The sequence below is a fragment of the Bradyrhizobium sp. IC4059 genome (assembly GCF_020193615.1).
Lineage (GTDB): Bacteria > Pseudomonadota > Alphaproteobacteria > Rhizobiales > Xanthobacteraceae > Bradyrhizobium > Bradyrhizobium yuanmingense.
Map to the genome: position 1 here is coordinate 415,243 of NZ_JADYVH010000003.1, position 25,706 is coordinate 440,948.

The 25,706-nt window shown below is 59.9% G+C and carries 31 protein-coding genes and 2 pseudogenes; 17 read left to right on the top strand and 16 right to left on the bottom strand.

What is annotated here, in order from left to right; translation table 11 throughout:
• Window positions 1-592: 592 nt before the first annotated feature.
• A complete protein-coding gene (locus I6F12_RS12135) occupies window positions 593-997 on the bottom strand; it encodes a hypothetical protein (protein WP_225156386.1) in 405 nt (134 codons plus the stop codon).
• Between the two features lie 618 nt (window positions 998-1,615).
• Between I6F12_RS12135 and I6F12_RS12140 the strand changes: the two genes are divergently transcribed.
• From I6F12_RS12140 to I6F12_RS12150, 4 genes are read left to right on the top strand one after another with little or no spacing between them, the layout of a single operon-like run.
• Window positions 1,616-2,794 carry a cell surface protein gene (locus tag I6F12_RS12140; protein WP_225156388.1) on the top strand — a complete coding sequence of 393 codons (1,179 nt, stop codon included), beginning with the start codon at window positions 1,616-1,618 and terminating at the stop codon, window positions 2,792-2,794.
• Entirely contained in the window at window positions 2,787-3,134 is a 348-nt protein-coding gene (locus I6F12_RS37310; RefSeq protein WP_345944161.1) for a DUF6384 family protein, read from the top strand. The genes I6F12_RS12140 and I6F12_RS37310 overlap by 8 nt, the downstream gene beginning before the upstream one ends.
• Window positions 3,071-3,763, top strand: a complete 693-nt coding sequence (locus I6F12_RS12145; protein ID WP_345944167.1) for a DUF6384 family protein — start codon at window positions 3,071-3,073, stop codon at window positions 3,761-3,763. Before I6F12_RS37310 ends, I6F12_RS12145 begins: the two co-directional genes overlap by 64 nt.
• Window positions 3,690-5,159 (top strand): hypothetical protein, encoded by a 1,470-nt coding sequence (locus tag I6F12_RS12150; protein ID WP_225156571.1) that lies wholly within the window; start codon window positions 3,690-3,692, stop codon window positions 5,157-5,159. The genes I6F12_RS12145 and I6F12_RS12150 overlap by 74 nt, the downstream gene beginning before the upstream one ends.
• Window positions 5,160-5,298: 139 nt before the next feature.
• On the opposite strand, the gene I6F12_RS12155 is transcribed toward I6F12_RS12150, so the two are convergent.
• Entirely contained in the window at window positions 5,299-5,589 is a 291-nt protein-coding gene (locus I6F12_RS12155; RefSeq protein ID WP_225156390.1) for a MaoC/PaaZ C-terminal domain-containing protein, read from the bottom strand.
• A 292-nt stretch (window positions 5,590-5,881) separates the two neighbouring features.
• Window positions 5,882-6,046 (bottom strand): hypothetical protein, encoded by a 165-nt coding sequence (locus tag I6F12_RS12160; protein ID WP_225125329.1) that lies wholly within the window; start codon window positions 6,044-6,046, stop codon window positions 5,882-5,884.
• A gap of 291 nt (window positions 6,047-6,337) precedes the next feature.
• Between I6F12_RS12160 and I6F12_RS12165 the strand changes: the two genes are divergently transcribed.
• Window positions 6,338-7,012 (top strand): YsnF/AvaK domain-containing protein, encoded by a 675-nt coding sequence (locus I6F12_RS12165; protein ID WP_225156392.1) that lies wholly within the window; start codon window positions 6,338-6,340, stop codon window positions 7,010-7,012.
• Window positions 7,013-8,047: 1,035 nt separating this feature from the next.
• On the opposite strand, the gene I6F12_RS12170 is transcribed toward I6F12_RS12165, so the two are convergent.
• From I6F12_RS12170 to I6F12_RS37480, 4 genes are all read right to left on the bottom strand, one after another.
• Window positions 8,048-8,254, bottom strand: a complete 207-nt coding sequence (locus I6F12_RS12170; protein WP_225125334.1) for a hypothetical protein — start codon at window positions 8,252-8,254, stop codon at window positions 8,048-8,050.
• Between the two features lie 20 nt (window positions 8,255-8,274).
• On the bottom strand, window positions 8,275-8,592 hold the full coding sequence (locus tag I6F12_RS12175; protein ID WP_225133334.1) for a PilZ domain-containing protein: 318 nt from the start codon (window positions 8,590-8,592) through the stop codon (window positions 8,275-8,277).
• Window positions 8,552-8,845, bottom strand: a complete 294-nt coding sequence (locus I6F12_RS12180) for a hypothetical protein (RefSeq protein ID WP_225133333.1) — start codon at window positions 8,843-8,845, stop codon at window positions 8,552-8,554. Before I6F12_RS12180 ends, I6F12_RS12175 begins: the two co-directional genes overlap by 41 nt.
• Before the next feature lie 431 nt (window positions 8,846-9,276).
• On the bottom strand, window positions 9,277-9,477 hold the full coding sequence (locus I6F12_RS37480; protein ID WP_225156394.1) for a hypothetical protein: 201 nt from the start codon (window positions 9,475-9,477) through the stop codon (window positions 9,277-9,279).
• Window positions 9,478-10,219: 742 nt separating this feature from the next.
• Here I6F12_RS37480 and rpsU point away from each other — a divergent pair.
• Window positions 10,220-10,494: pseudogene (gene rpsU, locus I6F12_RS12195) on the top strand (30S ribosomal protein S21).
• 24 nt (window positions 10,495-10,518) lie between these two features.
• Here the strand turns inward: rpsU and I6F12_RS12200 are convergent.
• The 3 genes from I6F12_RS12200 to I6F12_RS12210 form a co-directional block, all read right to left on the bottom strand.
• On the bottom strand, window positions 10,519-10,797 hold the full coding sequence (locus I6F12_RS12200) for a DUF1488 domain-containing protein (protein WP_225156572.1): 279 nt from the start codon (window positions 10,795-10,797) through the stop codon (window positions 10,519-10,521).
• A gap of 128 nt (window positions 10,798-10,925) precedes the next feature.
• Window positions 10,926-11,222, bottom strand: a complete 297-nt coding sequence (locus tag I6F12_RS12205; protein ID WP_225156397.1) for a hypothetical protein — start codon at window positions 11,220-11,222, stop codon at window positions 10,926-10,928.
• Window positions 11,215-11,481: a hypothetical protein gene (locus tag I6F12_RS12210; RefSeq protein ID WP_225156399.1), complete on the bottom strand. Its 267-nt coding sequence runs from the start codon at window positions 11,479-11,481 to the stop codon at window positions 11,215-11,217. The genes I6F12_RS12205 and I6F12_RS12210 overlap by 8 nt, the downstream gene beginning before the upstream one ends.
• A 352-nt stretch (window positions 11,482-11,833) precedes the next feature.
• Between I6F12_RS12210 and I6F12_RS12215 the strand changes: the two genes are divergently transcribed.
• The 3 genes from I6F12_RS12215 (at window position 11,834) to I6F12_RS12230 (ending at window position 13,927) form a co-directional block, all read left to right on the top strand.
• Window positions 11,834-12,178: a hypothetical protein gene (locus I6F12_RS12215; RefSeq protein ID WP_225156401.1), complete on the top strand. Its 345-nt coding sequence runs from the start codon at window positions 11,834-11,836 to the stop codon at window positions 12,176-12,178.
• A 105-nt stretch (window positions 12,179-12,283) separates the two neighbouring features.
• Window positions 12,284-12,553, top strand: coding sequence for a type VI secretion protein (locus I6F12_RS12220; RefSeq protein WP_225156403.1), 270 nt, complete (start codon window positions 12,284-12,286; stop codon window positions 12,551-12,553).
• A 1,053-nt stretch (window positions 12,554-13,606) separates the two neighbouring features.
• Window positions 13,607-13,927 (top strand): hypothetical protein, encoded by a 321-nt coding sequence (locus I6F12_RS12230; RefSeq protein ID WP_225125353.1) that lies wholly within the window; start codon window positions 13,607-13,609, stop codon window positions 13,925-13,927.
• 1,209 nt (window positions 13,928-15,136) lie between these two features.
• Here the strand turns inward: I6F12_RS12230 and I6F12_RS12235 are convergent.
• On the bottom strand, window positions 15,137-16,045 hold the full coding sequence (locus I6F12_RS12235) for a LysR substrate-binding domain-containing protein (RefSeq protein WP_225156408.1): 909 nt from the start codon (window positions 16,043-16,045) through the stop codon (window positions 15,137-15,139).
• Between the two features lie 108 nt (window positions 16,046-16,153).
• Here I6F12_RS12235 and I6F12_RS12240 point away from each other — a divergent pair, with 108 nt between their 5' ends.
• The 4 genes from I6F12_RS12240 (at window position 16,154) to I6F12_RS12255 (ending at window position 18,161) form a co-directional block, all read left to right on the top strand.
• Entirely contained in the window at window positions 16,154-16,621 is a 468-nt protein-coding gene (locus I6F12_RS12240) for an FAD-dependent oxidoreductase (RefSeq protein ID WP_225156409.1), read from the top strand.
• A 9-nt stretch (window positions 16,622-16,630) separates the two neighbouring features.
• The gene (locus I6F12_RS12245; protein ID WP_225156411.1) at window positions 16,631-17,527 is read left to right on the top strand and encodes a BBE domain-containing protein; all 897 of its coding nucleotides are present in this window, start codon (window positions 16,631-16,633) and stop codon (window positions 17,525-17,527) included.
• Window positions 17,528-17,840: 313 nt separating this feature from the next.
• Window positions 17,841-18,011 (top strand): hypothetical protein, encoded by a 171-nt coding sequence (locus I6F12_RS12250; RefSeq protein ID WP_249786970.1) that lies wholly within the window; start codon window positions 17,841-17,843, stop codon window positions 18,009-18,011.
• Between the two features lie 12 nt (window positions 18,012-18,023).
• Window positions 18,024-18,161 (top strand): hypothetical protein, encoded by a 138-nt coding sequence (locus I6F12_RS12255; protein ID WP_225156581.1) that lies wholly within the window; start codon window positions 18,024-18,026, stop codon window positions 18,159-18,161.
• 21 nt (window positions 18,162-18,182) lie between these two features.
• Here the strand turns inward: I6F12_RS12255 and I6F12_RS12260 are convergent.
• The 5 genes and pseudogenes from I6F12_RS12260 to I6F12_RS12275 form a co-directional block, all read right to left on the bottom strand.
• Window positions 18,183-18,447: pseudogene (locus tag I6F12_RS12260) on the bottom strand (AsnC family transcriptional regulator); the annotation flags it as partial.
• Between the two features lie 91 nt (window positions 18,448-18,538).
• Entirely contained in the window at window positions 18,539-18,664 is a 126-nt protein-coding gene (locus I6F12_RS37315) for a hypothetical protein (protein WP_275969488.1), read from the bottom strand.
• A gap of 198 nt (window positions 18,665-18,862) precedes the next feature.
• Entirely contained in the window at window positions 18,863-19,189 is a 327-nt protein-coding gene (locus tag I6F12_RS12265; protein WP_225156413.1) for a hypothetical protein, read from the bottom strand.
• A gap of 36 nt (window positions 19,190-19,225) precedes the next feature.
• Entirely contained in the window at window positions 19,226-20,041 is an 816-nt protein-coding gene (locus I6F12_RS12270) for a MetQ/NlpA family ABC transporter substrate-binding protein (RefSeq protein ID WP_225156414.1), read from the bottom strand.
• A 38-nt stretch (window positions 20,042-20,079) separates the two neighbouring features.
• A complete protein-coding gene (locus I6F12_RS12275) occupies window positions 20,080-21,423 on the bottom strand; it encodes an LLM class flavin-dependent oxidoreductase (protein WP_225156415.1) in 1,344 nt (447 codons plus the stop codon).
• A gap of 507 nt (window positions 21,424-21,930) precedes the next feature.
• Between I6F12_RS12275 and I6F12_RS12280 the strand changes: the two genes are divergently transcribed.
• The 4 genes from I6F12_RS12280 to I6F12_RS12295 are packed head-to-tail and all read left to right on the top strand — an operon-like array spanning window position 21,931 to window position 25,654.
• Window positions 21,931-22,857, top strand: coding sequence for a TauD/TfdA family dioxygenase (locus I6F12_RS12280; RefSeq protein WP_225133320.1), 927 nt, complete (start codon window positions 21,931-21,933; stop codon window positions 22,855-22,857).
• A 22-nt stretch (window positions 22,858-22,879) separates the two neighbouring features.
• On the top strand, window positions 22,880-23,938 hold the full coding sequence (locus I6F12_RS12285) for an ABC transporter substrate-binding protein (protein ID WP_225156417.1): 1,059 nt from the start codon (window positions 22,880-22,882) through the stop codon (window positions 23,936-23,938).
• Window positions 23,935-24,795, top strand: a complete 861-nt coding sequence (locus I6F12_RS12290) for an ABC transporter ATP-binding protein (protein ID WP_225156419.1) — start codon at window positions 23,935-23,937, stop codon at window positions 24,793-24,795. The genes I6F12_RS12285 and I6F12_RS12290 overlap by 4 nt, the downstream gene beginning before the upstream one ends.
• Complete coding sequence (locus I6F12_RS12295) at window positions 24,788-25,654, top strand: ABC transporter permease (RefSeq protein WP_225156421.1); 867 nt, start codon at window positions 24,788-24,790, stop codon at window positions 25,652-25,654. Before I6F12_RS12290 ends, I6F12_RS12295 begins: the two co-directional genes overlap by 8 nt.
• Window positions 25,655-25,706 lie beyond the last annotated feature (52 nt).

Consider the following 25,706-nt stretch of genomic DNA (forward strand, 5'->3'; position numbering starts at 1 on the left):
CGCAGGCGACCTAATCATGCATCATCTCTGGCAGATGATCAGGAAGGTCGCCGCGGACGAGCGGCTCCAAATGATCGTCTTGGCGGCCATTGCTTCATTTGCGGCATGGATCGTCACGGAATCGCTCCGAGCTTTGCTGGACTAGGACCAGGCGCTCGAAGAGCGCTCTAAGAGCTCCGATGGAAAAAGCGCAGGCGAGAAACAAAAGGACTAAATTCGCCAACAAACCGGTCGCGGCTCGCCTCCACAATGACTGCGCGGCCTTCGGGCGGCTCGCCATGTGAAGCGCGCTTAGACACCTGCGGGAGAATGCCGGCAGACTCCCCGGACCTTTCCCTCATTTGGTGTCCGCTTCTGGCCGCTGAGCAGACGTTTCCGGGCTGGTCGGCTGACCGCCGCTTTTGACCGAAGGCGAAGTCGCCGCCGTCTATTTGCATATCCGTCAATGGGGATCTGAGCCGGCTCATTGCACTCGCGGCGAGTCTTTCCGTTGATGAGTGCAGCCCACCGCCTAGGTATCCAATGCGTCGTTAAGGGAGCCGACCGGTCATACGTCTGGCGGCAGTGATAGCATTGTTGCCTCATCAGTCATTCACGCCAACGCCCGTAAAAAGGAAGCCGGCCGGCGTCCTGGTAAAGACGAAGATGAGCTGGCCGCAGAAGACGGAGTATAGTCATTGTTCTCCTGATCGCGATCGTAGAAGGCCTTGCCGCGCTGGATACACGCGCGATTTTTCGCCGTGAACGAGGTCGGATAGGTCTTGGCACGAAATTGCGCGGCGTCGCGAATTCCGCTGTCGTTCATGAACGGCAATCGTGTCATACTAGCGACGGCGGCGGAATCGTTTGTCCTCAGCGCCGCGCGAAACTTCTCGATGAAATCATTGAATTCCTTCTGTAAGGCAGGAGAAGCGACGGCGTTCTTCGGCGTCGCGGCGACGGCTGGAGCAAGGTTCACGAGGGCGGTTGCAAGCATAATTCTCAGCAAAAATTGCACGGGTCGGCTCCGTCCATCTACCAATCAAAGGTGTTCCGAATCCATGGTGTTCTGTCGCGTCAAGGACCTTCTGGTTCACCAGCGCAGCGTTGACCCGCCCAAGCGTGGAGCGACAGCATTCGCCGGAGCATGTGCTGGCATGTTCTGCCGCCTATTTAAGGCAGAAATTGCCCGTTCCTGACCCTAGTTCAAAGCTGCTTCCCGCAATGATCCGAAACAGGCGATGCGAGCGGGCCTAAGCAGCTCTTAAGCTTAGTGAGCGTTATTCTGAGTGGAGCTACTTGACAATGGAAAGCGTTTGACTGGCCGAGGACGGCTAAGTGAGCTGATCAAGGCCATCGGCTATTATCTGCAGACTCGCGCCTCTAGGCCCGGTAAGCGCTTTGGCCGCGGAGGCATTCAGGTCGGCGGTAATGGCAATCGCATATTTCGAGAGCTTTTGTATCGCGCAGCGGACGCATCGTCGCTACGATGGCGGCTTGTCATACCGTCTATAGGAACCAAGACAATCGGATCCTATTGAGATGAATTCTCCATGGGATCGCTCGCTGTTTTCGGTTGAGCTGATTCCAGGAGCGGGTTTTTGGAACTCGGGAAGGAAACTACACGGAGGCCCCAATGTCTGACGTCGCGCCAACGTCGCCCATGCAGTATCTCGACAGGGCCACCCGAGCGTTGCGGGAGATCGGAATTGCGCCGCCCCAGCCGATCGAGGCTCCAATTGCCGGGTTGCTAGAAAAAATCTCCGCTCTCGATGCGGACCGAATCGTAATCATCGCTCGTACTCTGGGTCAGACCAGTGTGTTCAACGAGGTGGTCCGCGAGCAGGTTCAGGCGATGGAGATCGGCGAACGTTACCGTCAGATCACCGACTCTTTCAATTCCATTCGCGACGACACCAAGAAGATGGTGGACCAGCTCGCGGATCAGAAGATCGATCTGTTCGAGCGCATCAATAACGTTTGGATGAAGCTGTCGCGCGGGGATGTCGCCGATCGCTTCGATGAGATCAGAAAAGTCTATCTTGACGTCACTCGCTCAACCAAGGACCAGATCCAGCGCGAGCAGATCATCCTTGACTCCTACCGTGATTTCCGCGGCGCGCTGAAACATGCCGAGGTCATGGCCCTGGAGGTGCTTAAGACCGCTGAGCAAAAACTCAAGGGCGCTCAGGTCGAATTGCAGAAGGCGGCCGACGCCGTGGCCAACTTCACAGGACAGGAGGTATCTGAACGCGCACGGCTAGAGCTTGCCCGTGACGAGCAACTCCGACGTACCCAGGACGAGGAGAAACGCTATCAGATCGCCAAGGACCTCTCGGACAATCTGACAATCGGATACAACACTTCTGAAGTGGTGATGGCTCGGCTCATGCAGATGACCAGCGCGAAGGAGCGCGTCTACGCGCAGGCGGTCACGTTTTTCTCGACCAACGACTCCGTCTTCACGGCTCTGAAAGCCTCGTTCACGGGCATGTTCGGCCTGAATGAGTCGACACAGACCCTCAACGAAATGAAAGAGGGCGTGTCCCGCAGCCTGGAAGTGCTGGCCGAAATCGGCGATCAGGTCGGAGAAGCCGCCATCAAGGCGGGCTACGGGCCGACGATCCGCGCGGATGCGGTGAAGAAGCTCGTGGACTCCGTGATCACCTTCCAGGAGCGCTCCCAGGAGATCATTGGTGAGATGCGACGGCTTGCGACTCAAAACTCGGCCGAGATTCGAGATGCGGTTGAGGACGGCAAGCGCCGGATCGCACGTCTCGTAGCGGAAGGACAGGCGTTGCCAGTAGATGGCTGATCAAGCTGCATCGATCGCGCAGGAGAAGGCCCCTGCGAGCCTCAATGATTTGATGCTCGCGATGGATGTCGTGGACACGCTGCGCCATCAAGACAATCTCGTCAGCCGCGAGCTCAGCGAAGAGCAGCGGGACGCCCATCTCCTGAAGCGACTTCGTGAGATCTATCTTGGGCAGGGCATCGAGGTCCCTGACCGTATTCTGGTCGAGGGTGTGCAGGCCCTCAAAGAACAGCGCTTCGTCTATACCCCCCCCCTCCGCCAAGCTTCGCCCGCACGATTGCGCTTGCCTGGGTCGATCGTGGTCGCATCGGTCGCCGTTTGCTGGCGTTGCTGGCGGTAGTGGCGTTCGGCTGGGGCGCATACCACTTCGGCGTTGTCGAGCCCGCACAGCGGCGGGTCGCCCAGGAGCGGGCCCAAGCGGAGCGCAACAGGATCGAATTGGCTGAGAGGCTGCCGGCAGCCCTGGAGCAGGAGCACGAGGATGTCCTGCGCGAAGCGAAAGTCGCCGCCGCGCGCGAGAAGGCCACCAGGCTTCTTGCCGATGGAAAGGCCGCCATTGCCCGCGGCGACGTCGATGCAGCACGGCGGGCCGTGAACGATCTTGACGCGTTGCATAGGGACCTGCGCCGCGAGTATCTCCTGCGTATCGTCTCGCGACCGGGCGAGGCCACCGGTGTTTGGCGCGTACCGCAACGCAATCCCACAGGCCGTAACTACTATCTAATCGTTGAACCCCTCACGCCCGATGGCCGCGTTCTCAAGCTACCCGTGACGAGCGAAGAGGATGGCCGGACCGTGGAGGCCTCGAAATGGGGCGTGCGTGTGAGCGAGGCGACGGCCATGCGCGTGCAGCAAGACAAGAACGATGACGGAATCGTGCAGCAGAATAGCCTTGGTGAAAAGCGCCGAGGCCATCTCGACGTGGATTACAGGTTGCCGGTTCTGGGCGGGGCGATCACACAATGGTAAGGCCATGATATCCGGAAGGCAGGCGCTTGCCCAGATCGAACAGTTCGTTCAGAGAGTTCGCCAGCAGGAAGCGCAACTCGAGCAAGCTTATGCGAAGGCCACGAAAGACGTCGGCCGCCTGCGTGTCCAGCGCACGGAAGCGTTCCGCGAACTTGCACGGCTAAAGCTCGACACCATCAGGCAGAACCAGGTCGTTGGCGAGCTGGATAACGCGGAGCGCGAGGCGATCAGCCTGCTTCAAAGCCGGCAGGAGGCCTTGCAGCAGTTGACCAAGCGGCGGCATGAAGCCGAGCAACGGGTGCAGCAAGCGGAGGTTGAGCGGCAGGCTGCCCTGGACGATTTGCAACGTGCCTTGGGCGGCGCGGAGAGGATTCGCAAAGATGTCGAGGCTAAGATCAGCGTCAACACTGAATGGATTGCCCTGCGGGCGCGAGTTGAGGAGATCACCGGGCAAGTCCAGCAGGCTGAGAAGAAGGCTATCCAGGCGGAAGCCGATCGGGACGAAAAACGTCGTCCTTACGAAGCCGATCCGCTATTCATGTATCTCTGGCGCCGGAAGTTCGGGACCGCCGCCTACAGAGCCAACCCGTTCACCCGCTACATGGATCGATTGGTGGCCGGCGTCGTGGGTTATGACAGGTTACGAGTCAACTATGCCCTGCTCAACGAAATCCCCGTGCGGCTACGCGAGCACTCCAAGCGAATTGCTGAAAGGTTGCGCGAGGAACGATCCAATCTAAACGTTTTGGAGCGCAACGCACTTGTCCAGTCCGGCTTTGAGGCCGCCGAAACTGAAGTTGCCAAGGGAAGGGATGCGGTAGCACATCGCGAAGCCCATCTCCAACAGGCGCGGGAAGCTCTCGCTGCTCAGGACCGAAGTTTCGATGCATCGATCCTCCAGGGGGATGCCCCTTATCGTGATGCGGTCGACCTGCTGGCAGCCGCCGATCAGCGCGAAGATCTGCAGGAACTCTACAGGGAGGCTGTTCAAACTCCGACGCCCAAGGATGAGGAGATCGTCAGGCGTATCCAATCTACGGACGAGCTAATGAATTCAGCGTTACGCCAAGCAGCAGACTCCCACCAGCGGCTCAAGGAACTCGCCCGGCGCCGCGAGACGGTCGAACAGGAATGGGAGCAACTACGGCATCAAGGCTACGACACCCCTTACGGCACGTTCAGTAACGAGGCGTCACTCGGAAACGTGCTTGGCGGCATCCTGACTGGGGTTATTGGGAGTGCGGTGCTGGGGCAAGTTCTACGTGATGGCTTCCATCGTGGGCCCAGCCCATGGGACTCGGGTTTCGGGGGAGGGTTGCCGATTCCGCCTCCAGACGGTTTCGGGACCGGAGGATCCTTCGGGGGCGGAGACTTCAGAACGGGTGGATCATTCTGATCCCCCTATGCAGACTCTACCTGTATAAACAAGCATATGCTCCGCCACTATGGTCGGAGTTTAACCGATGAGCAGAAGCGAGTCCGAGTCAATCGGTGGTGCGGGATGAGCGAGTTATCAGGCGCTTTCGACGGCCTCTTCAAGAGCGAATTTTCGCGGGGAGCCTGAGTTCATCCCAGCCAAGCCCGGGAACGATACGAAGCGAGTACGGCTGTGTTCTGCTCAACAAAGAGATAAGTATCGCAAACGTGTGTGCACTCGAAGCGATCAGTCCGGAAAAGATCGAACGTGCGGCAATCTCCTCGTTGGTATGAATGGGCAGCGGATCGAATTTTTGGGCAAATTCGATGATCTCGTTCTTTGTGACGTGGTAAGGGCCAGCCGTACGCAGTTTGCCAACCTCCGCCTCCTCGAAATACAAGATGGCCATTGGCGCCCCCCTGAAGGCCGTCTGGCTGATAATGCGACAGCTTAACCTTTCGGCCATCCAAAGTCAGCAGGTCTGCATATGGCCCGAATGCGAAGTGGCGGCACGGCCTGACGGCGTCTGCTCAGCGGAGCATACCGGACCAGATTTGCTCAGCCCGAGCTCTTCTCAGTCTGACCCTGGCGGACTTCAATGTCCTGAGCAAGTGGGACGATGCGTCCGCATTTGCACAGTTTAACGCGGCTCGGCCCTCAGCGCGCGGTTCAAAGTCAAACTGCTTGCGGGCGACACCCTTTCAAGGCTGTAACAGCGAGAGGAGGCGTTGTCGGTCCTGATCAAGAATACGTTGGGCTCTGCGCATTGTGTCCAGCTCTGCTTCAGCGGCTGTGCTATCCTTTTCTCCTTCAACTACATCGCGCTCGACCTGCCTCAACGCACCATAGACGAAGGTCTTGTCCATCAGTGTGCTCAGCTGGCGGGGCCCATCTCTTCTTCTTCGATCAACCTCAGCGCGGCCTCAACGGTCCGCTCGCAGCCACTTTTGCGCCGAAGCCGATCTCATGCGCCGTACCGGACTAAAGTTTGCGATAAAGTAAAGAACGATGCGTTGATGCTCGCGTTGGGCGCATGTCCATAGAGGAGGCAAACCATGCAAGGACAATGTGTAGTAGCAGTATACCGCTCCCGCAACGATGCAGAGCAAGCGTACCGAGCTTTGGTCGGTTCAGGGGTTCCAGCGGATCATGTGAGAGTGAGCAATCAACCATCACAATCTTCGATCAGCGATAGAGTAAGCGCCAGCTGGGATGGAGAAAGTTTCTGGGACTGGCTGTTTGGAAGCGATGTGCCGGATGACGAGCGCCGTCTCTATGAAAACCACATGCAAAGAGGTGGTGCCGCGTTGTCGGTGTTAGTAGATGCTCCGAGCATGGCCGATCTCGAACGTATTGAAGGTGTGCTGCAAGAGTACAATCCAGTCGAGACTCACGAAGAAAACAGCGATGGCACGGCAGCGGTCGGAAGCGGAGCATCAGGAAGCGCGGTAAGGCAAGAAGGATATGTCTCTCAAGGCGTCGAACGCGAAAAGGTCATCCCTCTTCCGGAAGAAGAACTGAAGGTTGGCAAACGGGCTACCGAGACCGTCAAACACATAAAAACTTACGTAGTCGAGGAGCCCGTGCAAAAGGACGTGCGACTGCGCGATGAGAGAACCGTGGTCGAGCGCCGTCCAGCCACGGGAGTTGCGACGGGACAACCCCTGGAGCGCGAGTACGCAGTGCGAGAACTGCACGAGGAGCCCGTGGTCCAGAAGGATGTTCGAGCCGGCGAAGAACTAGTGGTGCGCAAAGAAGCGACAGAACGTACCGAGAGAGTTGCCGATACGGTGAAGAAAACGAGGGCGGACATCGACAAGGCTGAGCGCTGAGTTCAGTCCTCGCCGATGGAGGGCCAGCATTCGTGTGAGGGCGGGTCAACATCCGCCCTCACTTACCCGGCCATTTAAACCGCGTGCCACAACTACACGCTGTGCTGGATTCCTCTAGTGATCTAGGCCTGCAAAGGCCGCTGCCGTTGCGGGAACATTACAAATACCTGCCTCGGGTCACAAGTGAACCCAGCAATCTTGCCGACTGGGACTAGCCTTCAAGTGCATGGCGCTCCTCAGCGCCAGCCGTCGGACCGCCTTGGCCCCGCACTTGTCCCCTCCAGCCCCTAGGGGCCAAGGCTGGCCCGAGGGGCTTTGCAGCATCAGGGTGAGAGCCTGCCCCCGATCGTTAGGAGCGAGGGCGCGCCAATTGGGAAATGCAAGACCTCAGAATCGCACAGCAGCTCAGCAAAGCAGCAGATGGGTAGCGCCCACACTGCGCTTCACATTGATCCAACCTCAACGGCGTGGCTCGCGCCCGGATGGCGGCGTGAGAAAGAGTTCGTTAGGTTTCTTGTGGCTTGCTGAAAGCGTGCCGATTACCGCCGATTGCGGCACATTGGAATGGGAATGCCGGCCCCGGCTGTTTACCCCAGTCCTGCGGCTGGGGCCGTTTTGAACTTTCCTTGCATCGTTCAACCCGGTCCATGACCATGTTTAGAGGCATTGCCATCGCGCTATTTGGAATGGGCATCTTTTCGCAGCTGGACCGAGCGTTCTTCTATGGCCGCCATACCGACGCCGCGCTCAAGCTTGCGCGGGAGATTGGCCGAGGTTTTGGTCTGTAGGCCAGCCGCGCTGCGCTGAAGAACGCTCGGAGCTACTTCTTCAACAGCAGTCCCAACGTTCGCGCCATACGCCTCACCGATCCGGCGTGACGGCCGAGTTCGGCGGCTATCCGCGATGTGCCAACTCCCCGCCGAGCGAGCCTGACTAATCGTCGGACTTCCTGCTCGGCCCATTGCTTTGGCTTCGGTGCTTTCATGGTGAGCGCGACCTGCAAAAGTCGGAGAAGGTTCTCGGTCGAGAAGATCGTCACTTCGAGAGAGGAGATATGTAGCTTCGATCTAAGACGGTCGGTCTGACTGCGCCGTCGAACAGCACCGTCACGCCGGGGGTGCGAATACTGATTTCGACAATGGTGCCGGTCTTGTGGGCCAATTTTGGGAACTGAACGATCCCCAGCTCGCTCATCTTGAAACGACTGCCGACAACAAGCCTGTCATCCTGCTGAGCGGTCATTTGGCAAGTCCGAACCCGCCTCATTGTGAGCCAACAAGACGTTTCTGTGGGCTCGCCTTGGCCTTCGTCTTTGCTGTGACGAATTGAACTCCGACGTGAGACCCGTCCACCCAAACCAGCTCGCAGCGCCGAAATGCCAGTCCAGTTGACGAGAGAACTAGAAAGAATTCCTGTGCCTTCAGGGGGTCCGTTGAGCCGTCGACCTCAAGCTTCGCGCCGCTTGCAGAGGCGTCCACGAGAACGCAGCTTCTTCGCCACGTGCCATCAACACCCATGATGCTCACGATGTGTTTGTGTTCAAATCGAACGCGGTGCGCCTTTCGATTGTTCTCTTTCATCTGCAATCCACGATTTCAAATCAGTTCGTTCGAATAAACACGCCGCCTCTCTGCAGGTCTCTGCAATCAGCAGATCGATCCGCGCCGACTGAGCCAGTAAAGTCGTTCGGGTTGTCTCGTTCAGTTTGGTTTGTCCGACGGTCAATCGGATGCAGCCATTCGCGAGTTCAAGAAGGATGATCGCCTGACGAGCGTCATCTGTCGTCTGAATTTCGAGAGCTTGAATCTGCGATAATAAAGCGAGGAGGTTCACCAAAATATCGGGCAGTCCATAGCACGAGGGACTTGTCGCAGTTTTTGCTTTGTATGGCTGTTCAAGTTGTATCACTGACGACATCTGTCGCGAATCTCTAATTCCGATCGGCCTTGTCCTGCCGAAAGATCAAAAAAGCGATGATAAAAGAAAGACACTATACGCGAGTTACAACGGGGACAGGTCCACTCGGGCAAGCATTTGCTGTCGCAGAATGGCCACGCCGACCGGCTGTAGATGCTCCGTATCCAGAAATTAAGTCAAAGCGGTTGAAAAATAGTTAGCAGGTTGCGAGAAGCCGGTATGGTAGTACGACAAGTTGTGTCGGGGAGGATCGAAGTTCGGCGAACAATGGGTTGCCGAGTATCCGGGCTCGCGGCTGGTGTTCTAGACATTGCAGATGGGAGCATCAGGGCCGCCGGCCCGCTCACTTAGATCGTGCCCTCCTTCGCGACACGGAAGCTACGAACGTAATAACCTTGTCGCTGAACGGCTGACCTAATCTCGTCGCTTACTTTGCGAATTCTTTTTCTACTCTTGCGCCAGTTATTTGCAGAGTAAGCACCGGGTATCGCGGCCCCTGTGCTTAGAACGAGCAAGTCCCGCTTGCCATTGCGATAGACATCAAACACTTTTCGCCCCCATTGATCGTATCGAATTAAGCACGAAATATGCTTCGGTCGTCTCAATGCAGGAGCTTAGTATCGCGGATAACTGTGCGGGTTGCAAATCTGCAACGCCTGCGACTTTAATTGCGCTCGCCGGCAACGAAGCAGAATTTCGCCGGGCCGTCGAGGCAATGCGACATGACTAAGTCAATCACTTAGTTATCTCAGATTGCCGGCTATTGGAATCTTTGGCGACATGGTCGAGGCGGGCGCACTTATGTCGCACGCAAACGATCTGAGGGCAGGCTGTCGACGGATAGTCGCGCGGATCGTCCAAATCCTCAATGGTAGCAACCCAGCAGAAATGCCTTTCTTCCAAGAGATCCATTTTGAATTAGTCATCAATCTCAAGGCTGCCAAGAGCTGGGTTTCGAGCTTCCTCCTAGCCTCCTGACTCGCTCAGATAGGCTAATCGAGTGAGGGACGCGACTTCCGGTTTTGGCCCATCTGCGAAGTTGCGCTAGGTCTCACGGAGGTCCGCTTATCGCGGCAGAGCGGACTAGATTTGCTCAACCTGAGTTCTTCGCATTTTGACCCAGTGCGGAAATACCGCTCCTCAATGGATGTGGTGTCCTGAGGGAGTGGACGCCCATTCGTAGCTGGCGCGTCGCCGCCACTTTCCTCAAAAGTCCAATGAAACTCCTGCGGCAAATCGGCTGCCAGAGCAGGACGTATCGCATTCGCAGCCCGCAGCAAGGAGGATCAAATGCACGTACTGGTCAGAGACAACAATGTCGAGCAGGTCCTCCGCGTTCTCAAGAAGAAGATGCAGCGCGAGGGCGTCTTCCGGGAAATGAAGCAGCGACGGTCCTACGAAAAGCCGTCCGAGAAAAAGACCCGCGAGAAGTCCGAGGCCATTCGCCGCGCCCGCAAGCTCGCTCGCAAGCAGGCGATCAAGGAAGGATTGCTCTCGCGCCACCTAAAGAGAAACCTTTCGGGCGCAAGCCGCCCTTGCCGGAGATCAAGTCACGAGCGGAATAGAGGATGCCGTTACCGAGCATGTTGCTATGCGCTGAAATCGATGCCGCGCAGCACGATGCCGGGCGGCGTGCCTTCGAACTCCGTCGCGCGGTATTTGCTTGCGGCACATGCTTCGATACGATCCCGCAGGCGGGTGAACTGGGCCTCGCGCTGCTCGGGTCTGACTTGCGGCCCGCCCTCGAGATGGTCCATCGCCAAGGTTGAGATTGCGCACGGGATCTCTTTAGCTCCATCGTACATCGAGAATCGAACAATCATCCGGTCGTATTCGTGTCCGATGAAGCGGCCGCTGGTTAGTGTCATGGCTTGCTCCGTTACGTGATTGCGAACCGGCACGGTCGTCCCTCCAGTCATGGCCCACGATGGGCCGCCTGCTTCCCGGTCGCGCCGAGCATGGCAAATGTTGAGGAAGTAGGCGGTCCTCGTTCGCCTCAGCCGTCCCCCGACAGCCGGGCGAAATCGTCGAATAGTGCTGCCACCAGCGCGCGATGGCGCGTATCCTCGGCAGGCAGACTCGCAGCATAGAGGTTGAGCAGATGGCGCGCCTTCACGGCCGCCTCCGGCCAGGACGCGGCGGGCACCGTCAACATGCGATTTTCGAGATCGGCTTCGCGCTCGCGCAACTCGCGGACATGGCTTTCGACCTCGGCCAGCGCACGGCGCAGGTCCGTGGCCTTCTGCGCGGCCATGCCGCGATGCTTATCGAGATCGACCGGGTGGTCAGTCATTGGCGGCGCTCGCGTCCGCGACTTGCGCGTTCGCAAGATCGACCGAGCCGATCGACAACATCTCCGTGACGCCGCACGCACCTTCGGCGGGCAAGGTGATCATCGTGGCAACGCGGCGATAGGCCGAGAAGGTTAGGCCCTCGATCGTCTCCTCGTCCGTGACGACCTCGTAGGCGCCGGCCGGCAACAGGCGCTCGATGCCGCGGATACGGAACGGGCGCTTGAAGTGGACGGTTTCTCGCCGCGAGCGGATGGTCATGCACGCCTGCCTTTCGCAAGTGAAGCCCCAACCGATGCTGGCGGTCGCGACCATGCGCCCTTCGCGCCGCAATAGCCAGCACTATCGGGCCCCGCCGGCAAACAAAGATGTCACAGCGGAGCCATCGCCCGCGCGGCATTTAACGCTCGCTATTGGCTCGGCACGGGCTTAGGCTCGCTGCCATCACCGCACATCTCAACGGCTTCGACCGGTGACTGAGGGTCACGTGTGCTCCCGCCGAAGGCCCCGCAGGAGCATTTGATGTCGCGTGTTCGTATCTCCGAATGGATCGTGCCGCCGGTGATCGTTCCGTTGTTTCTACTGCTTCTCGTGTGCGGAGCCGCCATCCTCAATGGCTAGGGCAACCCGGGTGCCGTATCTGGTCAGTGGGACCAACGAATACGGAAGCTCCAATCTCGGCCGCGGCAGTGCGGCAGTCGCACTGCGGTTCGCACGGAAGCTGCTGCGCGAAGGCTACATGGACGTCAGGGTCTGCACCCCGCGTGGACGGGTTCTGCAGCCGGACGAACTCGACGAACTCAAACCGCAAAAGGAGAGCGACATGGCGAAGGGCCAGCAACGTGGCAATCGCGAAGCCAAGAAGCCGAAGAAGGAAAAGACCAAGGTGATCGCGGCGGCGCCGAGCCGCAAGGAAGCCGTTTGGCAGCCGGATTTCGGGCCCGCAAAGAAGAAGTAGCAGGGACCTGACACCCCGCAATGGAGTGTAGTGGTCCTAGCCCCCTTTCGGAACATCGCCCGGCAAATCCTCTCGAGGAGGAATCAAATAGGAAGGACGTTCAGCATGACAATGGCTAGAACAGGTACATGGAAGGCCGCGCTTTTCCTTGCATCAGTGTTCGGTGCAGCACCGGCGGCTTTCGCGGCGGAGCCGAACTGCCGTTCAATCGAAAGCACCAGCGCGCGCCTCTCCTGTTATGATGCGGCATTTCCTCCAAAAGCCAGGAAGCCGACGGAAGCCGGCATCGACCCATCGTCAGGCTACAAGGATTCATTTCTCGCGGAAGAAGCCCGAACCGCCGCGAAGCTAAAGAATATTTGCCGCGGTTGCTGAGCTTCGCTTCCGAACATGCGCGCCAACTAAGAGAGCCTGCAAGATGACGAACGATGCCAAAGATCGCCGAGTGGGCCGCCAACGAAAGCGCGCTCTTCATCTGGCGGGCACGGTTTTGGATGGGAGGGCAGACCGCTCTGCGAGGACCAATCGGCCAGAAAGCAGCGCCTGCTTGACGGGCCAGCGGAATTCAAAGCGGTCCGCGTCGATCGTTCGAAGAAGACTTCGAGCGATGCTGAGTGATCCAGGTTTGTCACCGCGTACGGTTGCTTGGGCCCACAGTCATGATGACGCCTGCCAGCAATCGAACAAACCCCTGGCTATTCGGCAGACAGAAGCGCACTGTCCTACTACCATCGAGCGGCCCTTAGCATCTATCGGTGGTGTGAACGCAAGTTGCGCTCCCGCTCAACCCCGCAGCGGAGCGTCAAACATGCCGGCTCAACGGCCCCCAGGACAATCCTTGACATTCGAATACCGGCTCGCGCAAGAGGCGATCAATCTCCGCCTACAGGCCGAGGGGATGCCCGCCGGCGTCCGCCGCACGGAGCTTCTGCGAAAAGCCCGGCAGATCGATGTGGCCGGGGAGCTCAACAAGTGGTTGACGTCCCCGGGACTACAGCCGTTGAACAGCTCCGCGGGTTGATCGCACCGGGAATGGACGCGCTTAGCCTAGCGATGATCCGATGCGCCATCGAATTGCTAGAAGCTGATATGGCGGCCTTTAAGTGCCACGGAGCGCGCACAACTAAGTGCGCCCGTAGTTCGCAATCTTAGTCGATGTCTGGCTTGGCCCATAGGCGACCTTCGATCATGTCTGCTGTTTGTGCCGCTGTTGAACGATGAGCGGACATCTGGAGCGCCCGAACTAAGCGCGTGAACACGCTCCAGATCGCCGATTGCTGGGAGGTTCGCTTTCGGGGTTGATGGGCGGTACAGCACGACAAGACTGGCTTAAACGCAGACCAAATCACTGCTCAATTGCTGAATTCAGTACTTCACTTAACCCAATGCTTCTGTTTGCCCCGGTAGCCGCACATACGTGCTACTCTCATGCAGCTCCAGCCAGCCGCGCTCCTGCGCCAACGCGACTGCGGCGCTGAACTGTTGGCCCGTGCCGCCCTGTTTAAGGAAAGGCACATTGATCAGCTCAATGACGATCCGTCCGTCCTGTACGGGTTTAATGCCGCTGGCGATCTCGACCAGCTTTCCAGCGGCGACTTCCGATCAGCTAAGGGGCGGGCAGCGGCGTGTTTCATGGCGGACAATCGAAATATTGAGTCGCCGTGGAAGACCAAGCACATGTGCGGTGTCAGCCAATATGAAGCTACTTCGGCTTCTGCTTGTCTGCCAACTCGCGAGCGGCCAAGCTAAGCTCCAGCTCTCTGAGCTGTTCCACCAACTCCTCTACTATCTCCTCGTAGTCAGATCGCGGCAGGGAGTGTATGCCGCGCGATGTCATCTGGCTTCGTAGAATAGTTGCCATCATGGCTTTGACGCTCATGACCTCTCGCTCAAAAGCTAATCGTCATAAAAACAATCGGAAGTAGAAGCCAAACACTGGCGGTGCGCAATCTCCGTAGAATTACGGCCATGGCGGACCATTGCAGTGCAAATACGGCATGCTCGACGACCGCTTTAGCCGCGCGCTTCGACATTGAGCCCGAAAGAACGCAATGGATTGCGCCCATTGTGATTGACGCGCGATTTGAAACCGCAGCGAAAGCCGATCGAGATTCGGAAAGTAAAATTGGTTCAGAGCTATAACTATAATGACTCCGACGCAAAAATAGGGAGCATTTAGCCAACGATGCGCTGCACGATCACTCGTGCGCATCTGCTTTCCCGCTCCTAGCAATCGGAGATGATGCGAACACCACGCAATCGGCGCCCAGTATGGCGGTATGAGCGTTTCGGTTATTTTCTGTTCTGGCCGGAGGGACTCTCAAACTCGTCGCGCGAGTACGAGCAAGTTGACAGTTGCAATCGCACTTACATTACGAAAAAGCTGAACTGATCTTTTTAGCAGGGGTTGCGTTCATGGATAGCGTAGAACGGTGCTTCGCCGCAGTGACGGCAATCGGTTTCTTTGTGACCATCGTCGGGATGATATTGCTGCAAACGATCTGAGTTCTGCATTTTTCGCGAGTCGCAACGGCCGCAGCGGGAGGGGCCGAGGCGTTGGGGCTGTAGGTCAGCCGCGCGCTCAAGATCGCTCGGGGACTACTTCTTCAACAGCAGTCTCAACGTTCGCGCCATGCGCCTCACCGATTCGGCGTGGCGGCCGAGTTCGGCGGCTATCTTTGACGCGCCAACTCCCTGTCGGGCCAGTGTGATCAATCGTCGGACCTCTTGGTCGGCCCACTGCTTTGGCTTTGGTGTTTTCATGATGCGGCGCTCGATCCGCACCAGTTAACCAGCGAGCGCAAATGACCGACACTTGGGAAATTTACGGGTGGGCGGCCTGAGGCCGGCCCTCGCAGTTGGCTGTCGGCTCCTGGCTATAAACCGGGCGCAAGGCTGCGCTTGCCACGACCGCCGCTTGTGACCCCGAGCGGACATTTCGAAGACAACAAGAGCGGATTAAGTACTCGACCGCAACCACTCCGAGAAGGCTCGGATGGTCCTTGCGCGCGGATTGCTTGGCCTGGTGACCACATAGAAGCTATAGCCAGACAAGCTCAACTTGAACGGTTTCACGAGCATACCGACAGCGAGTTCGTGGGCCACGAGCACATCACTGAAAATCCCGACTCCCTGCCCGGCGATCACCGCCTCGATGGCGTGCAGTTCCTCGCGGAAACTCAAGTGTTGCATATCCTTGAATTGGGGCACTTCCCGCCACCTGCGCTGAGCCGCGGTAAGCCATCTCTGCCATGTGGGCGGCTCGCGATCGGTCGGCGACCAATAGGAGTGGATCAGAACATGGTTTGCAAGGTCGATTGGTCTCTTCAGGCGGCCCGTTGAAAGCAAATCCGGGCTGCAGACCGGCAAGAACGTATCGCTGAATAGTTCATCGACGATCCCGTCTGTCGGTGGTACGCGGCTTGTCGCGTAGCGAATGGCAACGTCGCTGTCTCCGGCCTGCAGATCGAGCACCGTGTCAGTGCCTATCACCTCCAGCGGCACGTCAGGATGCAACTTCCGCCACAGGGGCAGGCGGGGCACGAGCCAGCGGCTGGCGAAGGCGTTGGTCGTCGTCACCCGGAGCGGCTGCTCGTCACCTTCCTGCTTGAGGGACGCAATGGCAGCGGCAAACGCCTCGAGCCCGCCGCGAATGGCAGGAAACAGCTGGGCGCCGGCATCGGTCAAGGAAAGAGGGCGTGGTCTGCGCCGGAATAGGGCGCAGCCGCAATACTGCTCAAGCAATCCGATCTGGTGGCTGATCGCGGTCGGCGTGACGCCGAGTTCTGCCGCGGCTTTCTTGAAGCTCAGATGACGCGCGGCAGCCTCAAAAGCGCGGAGCTCGATCAGGGGCGGCAGCTTGTGCATGCGGCGAGTGTAGGTGAAATCAGTTCATCGTCACCTGAATTCTTCGGATTTGCTCTGAGACAGCCCGCGATCGAGGATATGGCGGGGTCAAGCTGAGGAGCCCACGCCATGTCCATCGCATCTGTTGCCAGCGCTGCCGCCGAGCTTAATGCCTCCTTCGGAGGAGAACTGCTCAAACCAGCGGACGAGGGCTACGACGAGGCGCGCAAGGTTCACAATGGGCTGGTCGACAAACGGCCAGCATTGATTGCCAGATGTCGCAGTGCGGCCGATGTCGTGGATGCCGTGGCACTTGCGACCAAGCTCGGCCTCGAGATCGCGGTTCGCGGCGGCGGCCACAATGTGGCCGGGCGCGCAACCATCGATGGCGGGATCATGATCGACCTCTCACCCATGAAGGGGGTCCGGGTCGACGCGATCGGCAAGACCGTTTGGGCGCAGGGCGGGGTCACCTGGGGCGAGCTCAATCGAGAAACGCAGCTTCACGGACTCGCGGTGACCGGCGGCGTGGTCTCGACCACCGGCATCGCGGGCCTGACGCTCGGCGGAGGGCTGGGCTGGCTGATGGGCAAGTAAGGCCTCGCGTTGGATAATCTGCGGGCTGTCGAACTCGTCACCGCCGACGGCAAGGTTGTGCGGGCCAGCAAGCAAGAGCAGCCCGATCTATTTTGGGCCGTGCGCGGCGGCGGCGGAAACTTCGGGATTGCCACCAGTCTTGAATACGACCTCCATACGGTAGGGCCGATCATCACCGGCGGCCCGATCGTTCACCCTATCGAGCGTTCCCGCGACGTGCTGGAATTTTTCCGGACCAGCACGCGATCGCTCACGGACGAGCACATGCTGTTCGCATCCCTGACCCATGCGCCCGACGGGTCCGGCAGGGAGGTCGCGGCCCTGGTCACCAGCCACTGCGGCCCAGTCCCGGAGGCCGAACGAGCGATGCAGCCGCTGAAACAGTTCGGGCCTCCGATTCTGGATGCGGTCGGACCGATGACCTATTGCGAGCTCAACCGCATGCTCGACGCCAACTATCCGAAAGGCGCGTTCAACTATTGGAAGTCGAACTTCCTCACGGAGCTGAGCGATGGTGCGATCGCGACGATGATCGAATGCTTCGCCCGCTGCCCGACTCCGATGGGGCAGCTGCTGCTCGAGCACATCCACGGTGCCGCGGCCCGCGTAGGTGCCGGGGATACGGCATTTGTGCATCGGCAGGAGGGCTACAATTTCCTGATCCTCGCGCAATGGACGCAGGCCAGCGATACCAGCCGCAGCATCTCGTGGGCACGCGCAACCTATGAAAGGATGCGGCCGTTTTTCGCTTCTGGACGCTATGTCAATTATCTCGATGATGATGAGACAGGCGATCCCGTTGCCGCTGCCTATGGGCGGAATTACCGTCGCCTGCAGCAGATCAAAGCGAAATACGATCCGACGAACTTCTTCCGCATGAACCAGAATATCCGGCCGCTGGACTGATCATCAGGCCAAGGCATTCCGCCTCTCTCGTTCTCATTCAGGTTGTCAGTAGAAGGTCTTTACGCTGCGGCCCGGTAGTTGGTCGCCGTAAGCTCTGCGCTTGCGGCCGGAAGGCGGGTTGACGAGCTCGCAGAGCCGCTCGCAAGTGATTACGAGAAGGCTTCGAAAGCCACTGCGTTGAGGGCAGAAGAAGACCTTGGATTGGGCGTAATGATTGCTCTGATCTTGGTGCTCTCAGCTTGCTCCTGGGGCTCGCCCTCTCGGTGCTTACGTCGCGCAGCATTAGCATCCGATCCGGGAGCTGAGAGCCTCGATGCTGGACTTGTCCGAAGGCAATTCCAATGTTGTGCTCCACGGTGTTGGCCGCAAGGACGAAATCGGCGAAATCGCGGGCGCGGTCGAAAGGTTTAAGGTGAAAGCGGCCGAGAAGGCGCAAGCGGAAACCGAAGCCAAGGCAGCTCATGATCGTATCGCTGCCGAGTAACGAAAGTCCGACATGCGCCGGCTTGCAGATGCCTTCGAGGCGGCCATCGGGGAAATTGTCGGAACCGCGCCCTGCTGGAAGCGCATCCAGCGCCTGGAGGCCGACCGTAACGCGCTTCAGGATCAGGCCGGTTTCCTCCGCGTCTACTGAGCTGGAAGCGTCGGCTGGTTCTTCCATCACCTCGGGTATAGCGCTAACGGCAGCGGCGAAACGCTTCAGCCACCCATCGGAGTGATCGGAGCTTTCCATCGAGACGAACACCGAAAGGCCGAGGCCGATCTTGTTTTGGTCGACCAGCGGTGGAGGACAGGCCGACCCGGTCGCCGATTTCGGCCACGGACAGTGAGGCGTCCTCCTGAAGCACCGTCAGGATCTTGCGGTGGATGGCATCGAGGCGGCGGCCCGTCTCGGCGAGCTGCAGCGCAGCGTCGGACATTGTCTGATTACCTTTTTGTCAGTGGAGGTGGGGACCGGCGCTTAGGCAGGGTTGTCAGCCGTGGGGTCCGAACAGGAAGATCTCGTAAAGGTCATCCTGAGGGCTGCAGTTCATCGTTCGGGCCACCCGTCTGCGGCTGCAGTGAGTGCCGGAACCACTCGCGTGCCTGTTCGAACCAGCTGGCAAAGCTTGAATGCAGCGAGATGATGTAGCTCATGTTCACTCCGGACAACATTGTAGGGCGAGAACCCGACAAGGCTAACACGAGCGGTAACATGTTGAACATCGTCAGCCGTTGACCACGTTCAGTTTGGTTGGATCGTACTGAGACTGTCATCTGTTCGAGCAAGATATTCCCTGGTGCCGTTTCGCAAGGAACGATTTTCACGCAGTGGACGGAATGCGGAGGATTGGATCAGTCGTTCGCGAGCAACGCGAGCACGTCGGCGTGCCGCAGCTGCTGTGTGGAACCGGCGTTCAGCGGTCTGCGGCAGGAGTCCGGCACCGTCGGCAGCATGGGCAGACCCATGCTGCCGAACGATGCATACATCAGGCTCCGGTCGGCGCGCTCATGCAGGTGCAGGCGCGTCATCAGGCCGAGCACGAACAGGAACGCGATCAGCAGCACCAGCGGCAGGATCAAGGCTTCATGCCAGCCGATGCGATCGGTCACCGCTCGCGCGTCGGTCGCCCGCTCAGCGGGAGAACGAACACGCGTCCACTCCAGTGTGAACGCGAACATGCTGAGGCCGCGTCTCACTGCTTTTCCGCGATCCCCTCACTTCATGTAGTCGGGCAGGGTGAACCCGTCATAGAAGCGGTCAGCCATGATCGCCGTCTTGAACGTCGGCGATTTGTAAGCGGCGACGATGTCCTGGGCCCATTCGGCATTGGCGTTGGCCTTCTTCACTGCGAGCACGTTGATGTAAGGCGTAATCATCTTCTCCAGCGCAAAGGCATTGGTCAGCTTCAGGCCGCTGAAGATCGCAAAATTGCCCTGGACAGCTGCGAAGTCGACATCGTCGAGCGCCCGCGGCGCCTGTGCAGCCTCGAGCGGGACGATCTTGATACCGCCGGGATTCTTGATGACATCGAGCTCGGTGACGTCGACCGGCTTGCTGTCGCGAACTTCGATCAGGCCGAGATCGCGCAGCACCCACAGCGCACGCTGGAGGTTGACGGGATCGTTCGGCACCGCGACGCTGGAGCCCGGCTTGATCGGCGAACCCAGCGGGTGCTTCTTCGAATAGAGGCCCATCGGCGGCGTCGGGACGTGGACGATGCCGACGAGATCGGTCTTCTGGCGCTCGTTGTAGGACTCCAGGAAGACCGTGTGCTGCATCACATTGGCATCGATCTCGGACTTGAACACTGCGTTGTTGGCTTCAAGGCCAGTCGAGAATTCGACGTAGCGGACCTTATAGCCTTTCTGCTTCAGCTCGGGCTCGACGCCAATCTTGAACTCATCGATATACGGGCCCGGCACGAAACCGACCCGCAGCTCGGGCTTGGCGGGTTGCTGCGCCAACGAATTTTCGGGTGCGAGCGGGGAGAGAGCCAAAAGGCCCGAGAGGAGAAACAACGCGGTCTTCATGTCTTCTTACGGTTTTCCGGTTTGGAGGGAGGACGGTGTCAGGCGATTGCCTTAGCCTCGTTCGAGTAGATGCTGGCGGGACGGGCGAGGCCGTAGTGCTCGCGCAGCGTCGTGCCGGTGTAGTCCTCGCGAAACAGGCCGCGCTTGCGCAGGATCGGGACGACCTGCTCGGCAAAGTCATCGAAGCCGCCGGGCAACCAGGGGGGCATCACGTTGAAACCATCGGCCGCGCCCTTCTCGAACCAGGTCTGGATATTGTCGGCGATCTTTTCCGGCGTGCCGGCTATGACCCAATGGCCCCGCGCGCCGGCAAGGCGCTGGACGAGCCGGCGGATCGTCGGTTTCTCGCGATCGACGATGTCGACAACGAGCTTGAAGCGGCTGGCGACGCCGCGCGCACTGGCGGTGTCGATCAGATGGCGCGGCACGGGACCATCGAGATCGTAGCCCGTGAGATCGACGCCGATCATCTGGCGCAGCTGCGTCAGGGAATATTCCGGCTGGATCAGCTCATTGAACTCGTCCTGAAGGCGGTCGGCCTCGGCTTGCGTGCTGCTGATGAAGGGGCTGATGCCGGGCAAAATCTTGATCTCGTCAGGGCCGCGGTCAAAGGTGTGCGCCTGCCGCTTGATGTCCGCATAGAAGGACTTGGCGGAGTCCAGCGTCTGGTGCGCGGTGAAGATGGCTTCCGCAAAGCGCGCGGCGAAGGCACGACCATCGTCGGAGGAGCCCGCCTGCACATAGACCGGCCGGCCCTGCGGCGTGCGCGAGATGTTCAACGGGCCGCGCACCCGAAAATGCTTGCCGACATGGTCGAGCGTGTGGATCTTGCTGGTCTCGGCGAAGACGCCGGAAGCGGGATCGTTGACGAGTGCGTCGTCCTCCCAGCTGTCCCAGAGCCGCGAGATCACGTCGAGATATTCGCGGGCGCGCTCGTAACGCTCGTGGTGAGGCGGGTGCTCGGGCAATCCAAAGTTTTGCGCAGCCTGCGGCGCGCTGGTCGTCACGATATTCCAGCCGGCCCGGCCCTTGCTCAGGTGGTCGAGCGAGGCGAACAGGCGCGCGAGATTGTAGGGCTCGGTATAGGTGGTCGATGCCGTCGCGATCAGGCCGATACGCTTCGTCACCGCGGCGATCGCAGCCAGCCAGGTGATCGGCTCGAAGCGAAAACGCTGGGCGTAGCGGACGTTGTCGGCTAGCGCCGGCCCGTCGGCAAAGAAGATCGCGTCGAACTTGCTCGCCTCGGCGCGCTGTGCCAGCTCCTGATAATAGGTGATGTCGAGAATGCGCTCCGCGGACGATCCCTTGTAGCGCCAGGCAGCTTCGTGATGGCCGCCGGGATAGATGAAGAGATTGAGAACAAGCTGCCGTTGATTGCTCATGTCGAAACGCCCCGTATGCGGCCTGGGCAAAATCTATGTCGGCGCTCACATCGTTGTCGATGGAATGGAATTGCGTTGTTGAGTTCGATGCGAGCATGAACTTTCGGGAAAGCCTGCAAGCGGAGATCGCACGTGGCGCGACTGTTTGTGAACTCGAGATGCGCACGTCCAGACGACCATCTAAGCGGCAGCGACACCGTGGGTTTACGCCGAGAGCGGTTCTGCGTTCTTCTGTCGCTGTTTTCGCGAATGCAACTATTCCCCGCACTGTTCAATCTTTGGAAGCCATTTCCGAAATCCGTGAGCTAGCATTCTCTGACTGAGCACGAGGCTGCATTGATGTAGCCTCCACGGAAAGGTCCCGCCAGAGGGGATTGCCGTCAGAGCGGACGGCAGTCTCGCAAGAGGATCGATCGCACCATCATTGTCCTTCACTCCGTCATCGCAACTGCGATCGGCGAACGGCGGAGCCTTGTCCAAATGGATCGCGGCATCGGGGAAGGTGACATGACTGACGGAATCACCATCGACAACGTCATTCCGCGCGCGGATATCGTGAAACGGTCGGCCCGTATCGGCGCCGAAATCAGGAATATCAAGCTTTCGGGCGATCTGCCGGATCGATTTATTGCAGCGATCAATCAGGTGCTGCTGGAGCACAAAGTCATCTTCTTCCGTGACCAAAATCATCTCGACGATGCCGAGCAGGAGCGTTTTGCCCATCGGCTCGGCAATCTGGTGCCGCATCCGACGGTCGGCGCCACCAAGGGCACGGCCTCGATCCTCGAGCTCGACTCCGCGCGCGGAGGCGGCCGTGCGGACCAGTGGCATACCGATGTCACCTTCGTCGACGCCTATCCGAAGATCTCGGTTCTGCGCGGCGTCGTGATCCCCGAGTTCGGCGGCGACACGATCTGGTCGAACACGGCTGCCGCCTATCTCGACCTGCCGGCGCCGCTGCGCAAGCTCGCCGACGAGCTCTGGGCGGTGCACAGCAATGCCTATGACTATGCAGTCAAGACCCGTGCGAGCGAGGCCGACAGAAAACACTTCGAGGAGGTGTTCACCGGTACAATCTACGAGACCGAACACCCCGTCGTTCGCGTCCACCCTGAGACCGGCGAGCGCACGCTGGTGCTGGGCAACTTCGTCCAGCGCTTCGTTGGCCTGTCGAAATACGACGGCCAGAAGCTGTTTGACCTGTTCCAGTCGCACATCACGGCGCCGGAGAACACGGTTCGCTGGAGCTGGCGGCAGGGGGATGTCGTCATCTGGGATAATCGCGCGACCCAGCATTACGCGGTCAATGATTACGGGGATCAGCATCGCGTCGTGCGCCGCGCGACCATTGATGGCGAGGTGCCGGTCAGCGTCGACGGCCGGCAGAGCGTCACCCGGATCAAGTCGACCAAGCCGCAAGCAAAAGCCGCCTGAAATAAGCAAGGGAGTGAATACAATGAGAATTGCTATCTCCGCTCTGCGCCGGCTGGTTGCCGGGCTCCGTGCACGAGGCCGGCAACTCGGCCTCGCGGCCCTCGGTCTGACGGGGTTCGTTGGCAGCGCCATGGCCGAGCCGCAGCTCGAGAAGAGCGAGATCCGTTACCAGGGTTGGGCCGGGCAGGTGACCTTCATCGAGCTGGCTGACGACCTCGGCTATCTCGCGCCGCTCAAGCTGAAATGGGTCGGCAACACCATCAGCGGTCCGCAGGATATTCAGACCGTGGTCACCGGCGATATCGACATCGGCGGTGCGTTCTACGGCGCGATCATCAAGCTGATCGCCGCCAAGGCGCCGATCAAGGCGGTGGTCGGCTATTACGGTTCGGACGACAACACCTACAGCGGCTACTACGTGAAGGAGGATAGTCCGATCAAGACCGCGCGGGACCTGATCGGCAAGAAGGTCGCGGTCAACACGCTGGGAGCGCACCATGAATTCGTGCTGCGCGAGTACCTGGCTCGCAACGGCCTGACGCCGGCGGAGGCGAAGCAGGTGACGCTGGTCGCGATCCCGCCGGTCACCGGTGAGCAGGCGCTGCGGCAGGGGCAGGTCGAGCTTAGCACGCTCGGCGGCGTCCTGCGTGACAAGGCACTCGAGCGCGGCGGCATTCGCCGGCTGTTTGCGGATACCGACGTCTTCGGGAACTTCACCGGAGGGGCCTATGTGCTGCGGGACAAGTTCATCAAGGACAATCCGAACACGTCCCGCAAGCTGATCGAGGGCGTGTCTCGTGCCATCGACTGGGCTCAGACAACGCCGCCGGAGGAGGTCCGTGCCCGCTTCGAGCGCGTCATCGCCGAGCGCAAGCGCAACGAGGACGCCACCCCGATCAAGTACTGGAGGAGCACGGGCGTCGCGACCAAGGGCGGCGTGATCGGCGGTGCCGAGCTCCAGGTCTGGATCGACTGGCTGGTCAGGGATGGCCTGCTGAAGCAGGACCAGCTCAAGCCGTCGGACATCTTCACCAACGCGTTCAACTATTTCCGCCCGGGCAAGACCGCGGAGGCCAAATGACGACGGCCAAGATCCGCTTCGAGCACGTGCGCAAGGACTTCCTGGTCCGCGGCAGGGATGGCGGGCCGGCGCAGCGTTTCACCGCGCTTGACGACATCACACTGGATGTGCGGACCGGCGAATTCCTTGCGTTGGTCGGGCCGAGCGGCTGCGGCAAGTCGACCCTGCTGGACCTGCTCGGCGGCCTGACGACACCGAGCAGCGGTCGCATCCTGCTCGATGGCGGGGTCATCGAGGGCCCGGCGCGGGACCGCGGCATCGTGTTCCAGCAATACGCGCTGTTTCCCTGGCGCACGGCCGCGCAGAATGTCGAGTTCGGGCTCGACATTGCCGGCCTGAAGGCCAGGGAGCGGCGGGAAAGGGCGCTGCACTATCTCGATCTCGTCGGGCTGTCCGGCTTTGCCGACCGCTATCCGCACGAGCTCTCCGGCGGCATGAAGCAACGCGTCGCGATCGCCCGCAGCCTTGCCTACGATCCGGAGGTGCTGCTGATGGATGAGCCGTTTGCGGCGCTCGATGCACAGACGCGGGAGACACTGCAAGGCGAGCTGCTGCGGATCTGGCGCCGCACGGGAAAGACCATCCTGTTCATCACGCACGGCATCGATGAAGCCGTGGTCCTTGGTCAGCGCGTGGCGGTGATGACCTCGCGTCCCGGCCGCATCAAGCAAGTCATCGATATTCCCGATGAGTTGCACAGCGAGACCGAGGACGTTCGCTCGTTGTCCGGGTTCGGGCATGTCAGGCACGAAGTGTGGTCCTTGCTGCGCGACGAGGTCTTGAAGGCGCAGGGCTCCCAGGTGGCAGCATCGGATGGCGAGCGCGTGGCAAAGGCGAAGGAGCTCGCTCATGTCTAATCTGGAGATCCTGACCTTGATGGAACTGGCCGAGGGCAGCCCGAAAGACCGGGCCAGGCAACGCGCCGGCGTAGTTGCCGCGGCGACGGGTAGCCTGGTGCGATGGCTCGGCATCATTGGACAGCGATCCCTGCTGTTGCTGCTGTTCCTGGCCCTCTGGGACACGGCGCCGCGCCTCGGTCTCATCGATGTGACCTTCCTGCCGCCGTTCTCCGAGGTGATCGCCGCGGGCTGGCAGCTTGCACAGTCGGGAGAGCTCTACGACCACATCGGGGCAAGCCTGCTTCGTGCCCTGAGCGGTTTTCTGATCGCCATTGCCCTGTTCGTGCCGTTGGGTGTGTTGACGGGATGGTATGTCGGGCTGGGCAATCTCCTGAGCCAGATCATCGAGATCGCGCGCAACACGGCGCCGCTGGCGCTGCTGCCGGTTTTCATCCTGCTGCTCGGGATCGGCGAGCTCTCGAAGGTCACCATGGTGGTCTACAGCTGCGCCTGGCCGCTGCTGCTGAACACGATCGCTGCAGTCCGCCAGGTCGATCCGCTCCTGGTCAAGTCGGCACGGACGATGGGGGCGACGCCGAGCCAATTGTTCCGGAAAGTGATCCTGCCGGCGTCGCTGCCGACCATCTTCGTCGGCATCCGCCTGGCAAGCGCCTCGGCGATGCTGGTGCTGGTCGCGTCCGAGATGGTCGGTGCGAAATCGGGGCTGGGTTATCTCATCATCAACAGCCAGTACAGCTTCCTGATCCCGCAGATGTATTTCGGCATCCTCGGCATCACGGTGATCGGCCTCTCCTTCAACGCAATCCTGGAGGCACTGGAGCGTCGCCTGATGCGCTGGAAGGCGCCGGCCATCTAGCGTTTTCGAGCGAAGTGGATACCGGTTCGCGTCAAGAAAACGCGTAGAAACA

What these genes read in the sequence shown, in the direction of transcription:
- I6F12_RS12140 (WP_225156388.1), top strand. Translation starts at nt 1,616, where the DNA reads ATGTCTGACGTCGCGCCAACGTCGCCCATGCAGTATCTCGACAGGGCC.
- I6F12_RS37310 (WP_345944161.1), top strand. Translation starts at nt 2,787, where the DNA reads ATGGCTGATCAAGCTGCATCGATCGCGCAGGAGAAGGCCCCTGCGAGC.
- I6F12_RS12155 (WP_225156390.1), bottom strand. Translation starts at nt 5,589, where the DNA reads ATGGCCATCTTGTATTTCGAGGAGGCGGAGGTTGGCAAACTGCGTACG.
- I6F12_RS12160 (WP_225125329.1), bottom strand. Translation starts at nt 6,046, where the DNA reads ATGGACAAGACCTTCGTCTATGGTGCGTTGAGGCAGGTCGAGCGCGAT.
- I6F12_RS12170 (WP_225125334.1), bottom strand. Translation starts at nt 8,254, where the DNA reads ATGACCGCTCAGCAGGATGACAGGCTTGTTGTCGGCAGTCGTTTCAAG.
- I6F12_RS12175 (WP_225133334.1), bottom strand. Translation starts at nt 8,592, where the DNA reads ATGAAAGAGAACAATCGAAAGGCGCACCGCGTTCGATTTGAACACAAA.
- I6F12_RS12200 (WP_225156572.1), bottom strand. Translation starts at nt 10,797, where the DNA reads ATGACACTAACCAGCGGCCGCTTCATCGGACACGAATACGACCGGATG.
- I6F12_RS12205 (WP_225156397.1), bottom strand. Translation starts at nt 11,222, where the DNA reads ATGACTGACCACCCGGTCGATCTCGATAAGCATCGCGGCATGGCCGCG.
- I6F12_RS12210 (WP_225156399.1), bottom strand. Translation starts at nt 11,481, where the DNA reads ATGACCATCCGCTCGCGGCGAGAAACCGTCCACTTCAAGCGCCCGTTC.
- I6F12_RS12215 (WP_225156401.1), top strand. Translation starts at nt 11,834, where the DNA reads ATGGCTAGGGCAACCCGGGTGCCGTATCTGGTCAGTGGGACCAACGAA.
- I6F12_RS12220 (WP_225156403.1), top strand. Translation starts at nt 12,284, where the DNA reads ATGACAATGGCTAGAACAGGTACATGGAAGGCCGCGCTTTTCCTTGCA.
- I6F12_RS12230 (WP_225125353.1), top strand. Translation starts at nt 13,607, where the DNA reads ATGCAGCTCCAGCCAGCCGCGCTCCTGCGCCAACGCGACTGCGGCGCT.
- I6F12_RS12235 (WP_225156408.1), bottom strand. Translation starts at nt 16,045, where the DNA reads ATGCACAAGCTGCCGCCCCTGATCGAGCTCCGCGCTTTTGAGGCTGCC.
- I6F12_RS12240 (WP_225156409.1), top strand. Translation starts at nt 16,154, where the DNA reads ATGTCCATCGCATCTGTTGCCAGCGCTGCCGCCGAGCTTAATGCCTCC.
- I6F12_RS12250 (WP_249786970.1), top strand. Translation starts at nt 17,841, where the DNA reads ATGCTGGACTTGTCCGAAGGCAATTCCAATGTTGTGCTCCACGGTGTT.
- I6F12_RS12255 (WP_225156581.1), top strand. Translation starts at nt 18,024, where the DNA reads ATGCGCCGGCTTGCAGATGCCTTCGAGGCGGCCATCGGGGAAATTGTC.
- I6F12_RS37315 (WP_275969488.1), bottom strand. Translation starts at nt 18,664, where the DNA reads ATGAGCTACATCATCTCGCTGCATTCAAGCTTTGCCAGCTGGTTCGAA.
- I6F12_RS12265 (WP_225156413.1), bottom strand. Translation starts at nt 19,189, where the DNA reads ATGTTCGCGTTCACACTGGAGTGGACGCGTGTTCGTTCTCCCGCTGAG.
- I6F12_RS12270 (WP_225156414.1), bottom strand. Translation starts at nt 20,041, where the DNA reads ATGAAGACCGCGTTGTTTCTCCTCTCGGGCCTTTTGGCTCTCTCCCCG.
- I6F12_RS12275 (WP_225156415.1), bottom strand. Translation starts at nt 21,423, where the DNA reads ATGAGCAATCAACGGCAGCTTGTTCTCAATCTCTTCATCTATCCCGGC.
- I6F12_RS12280 (WP_225133320.1), top strand. Translation starts at nt 21,931, where the DNA reads ATGACTGACGGAATCACCATCGACAACGTCATTCCGCGCGCGGATATC.
- I6F12_RS12285 (WP_225156417.1), top strand. Translation starts at nt 22,880, where the DNA reads ATGAGAATTGCTATCTCCGCTCTGCGCCGGCTGGTTGCCGGGCTCCGT.
- I6F12_RS12290 (WP_225156419.1), top strand. Translation starts at nt 23,935, where the DNA reads ATGACGACGGCCAAGATCCGCTTCGAGCACGTGCGCAAGGACTTCCTG.
- I6F12_RS12295 (WP_225156421.1), top strand. Translation starts at nt 24,788, where the DNA reads ATGTCTAATCTGGAGATCCTGACCTTGATGGAACTGGCCGAGGGCAGC.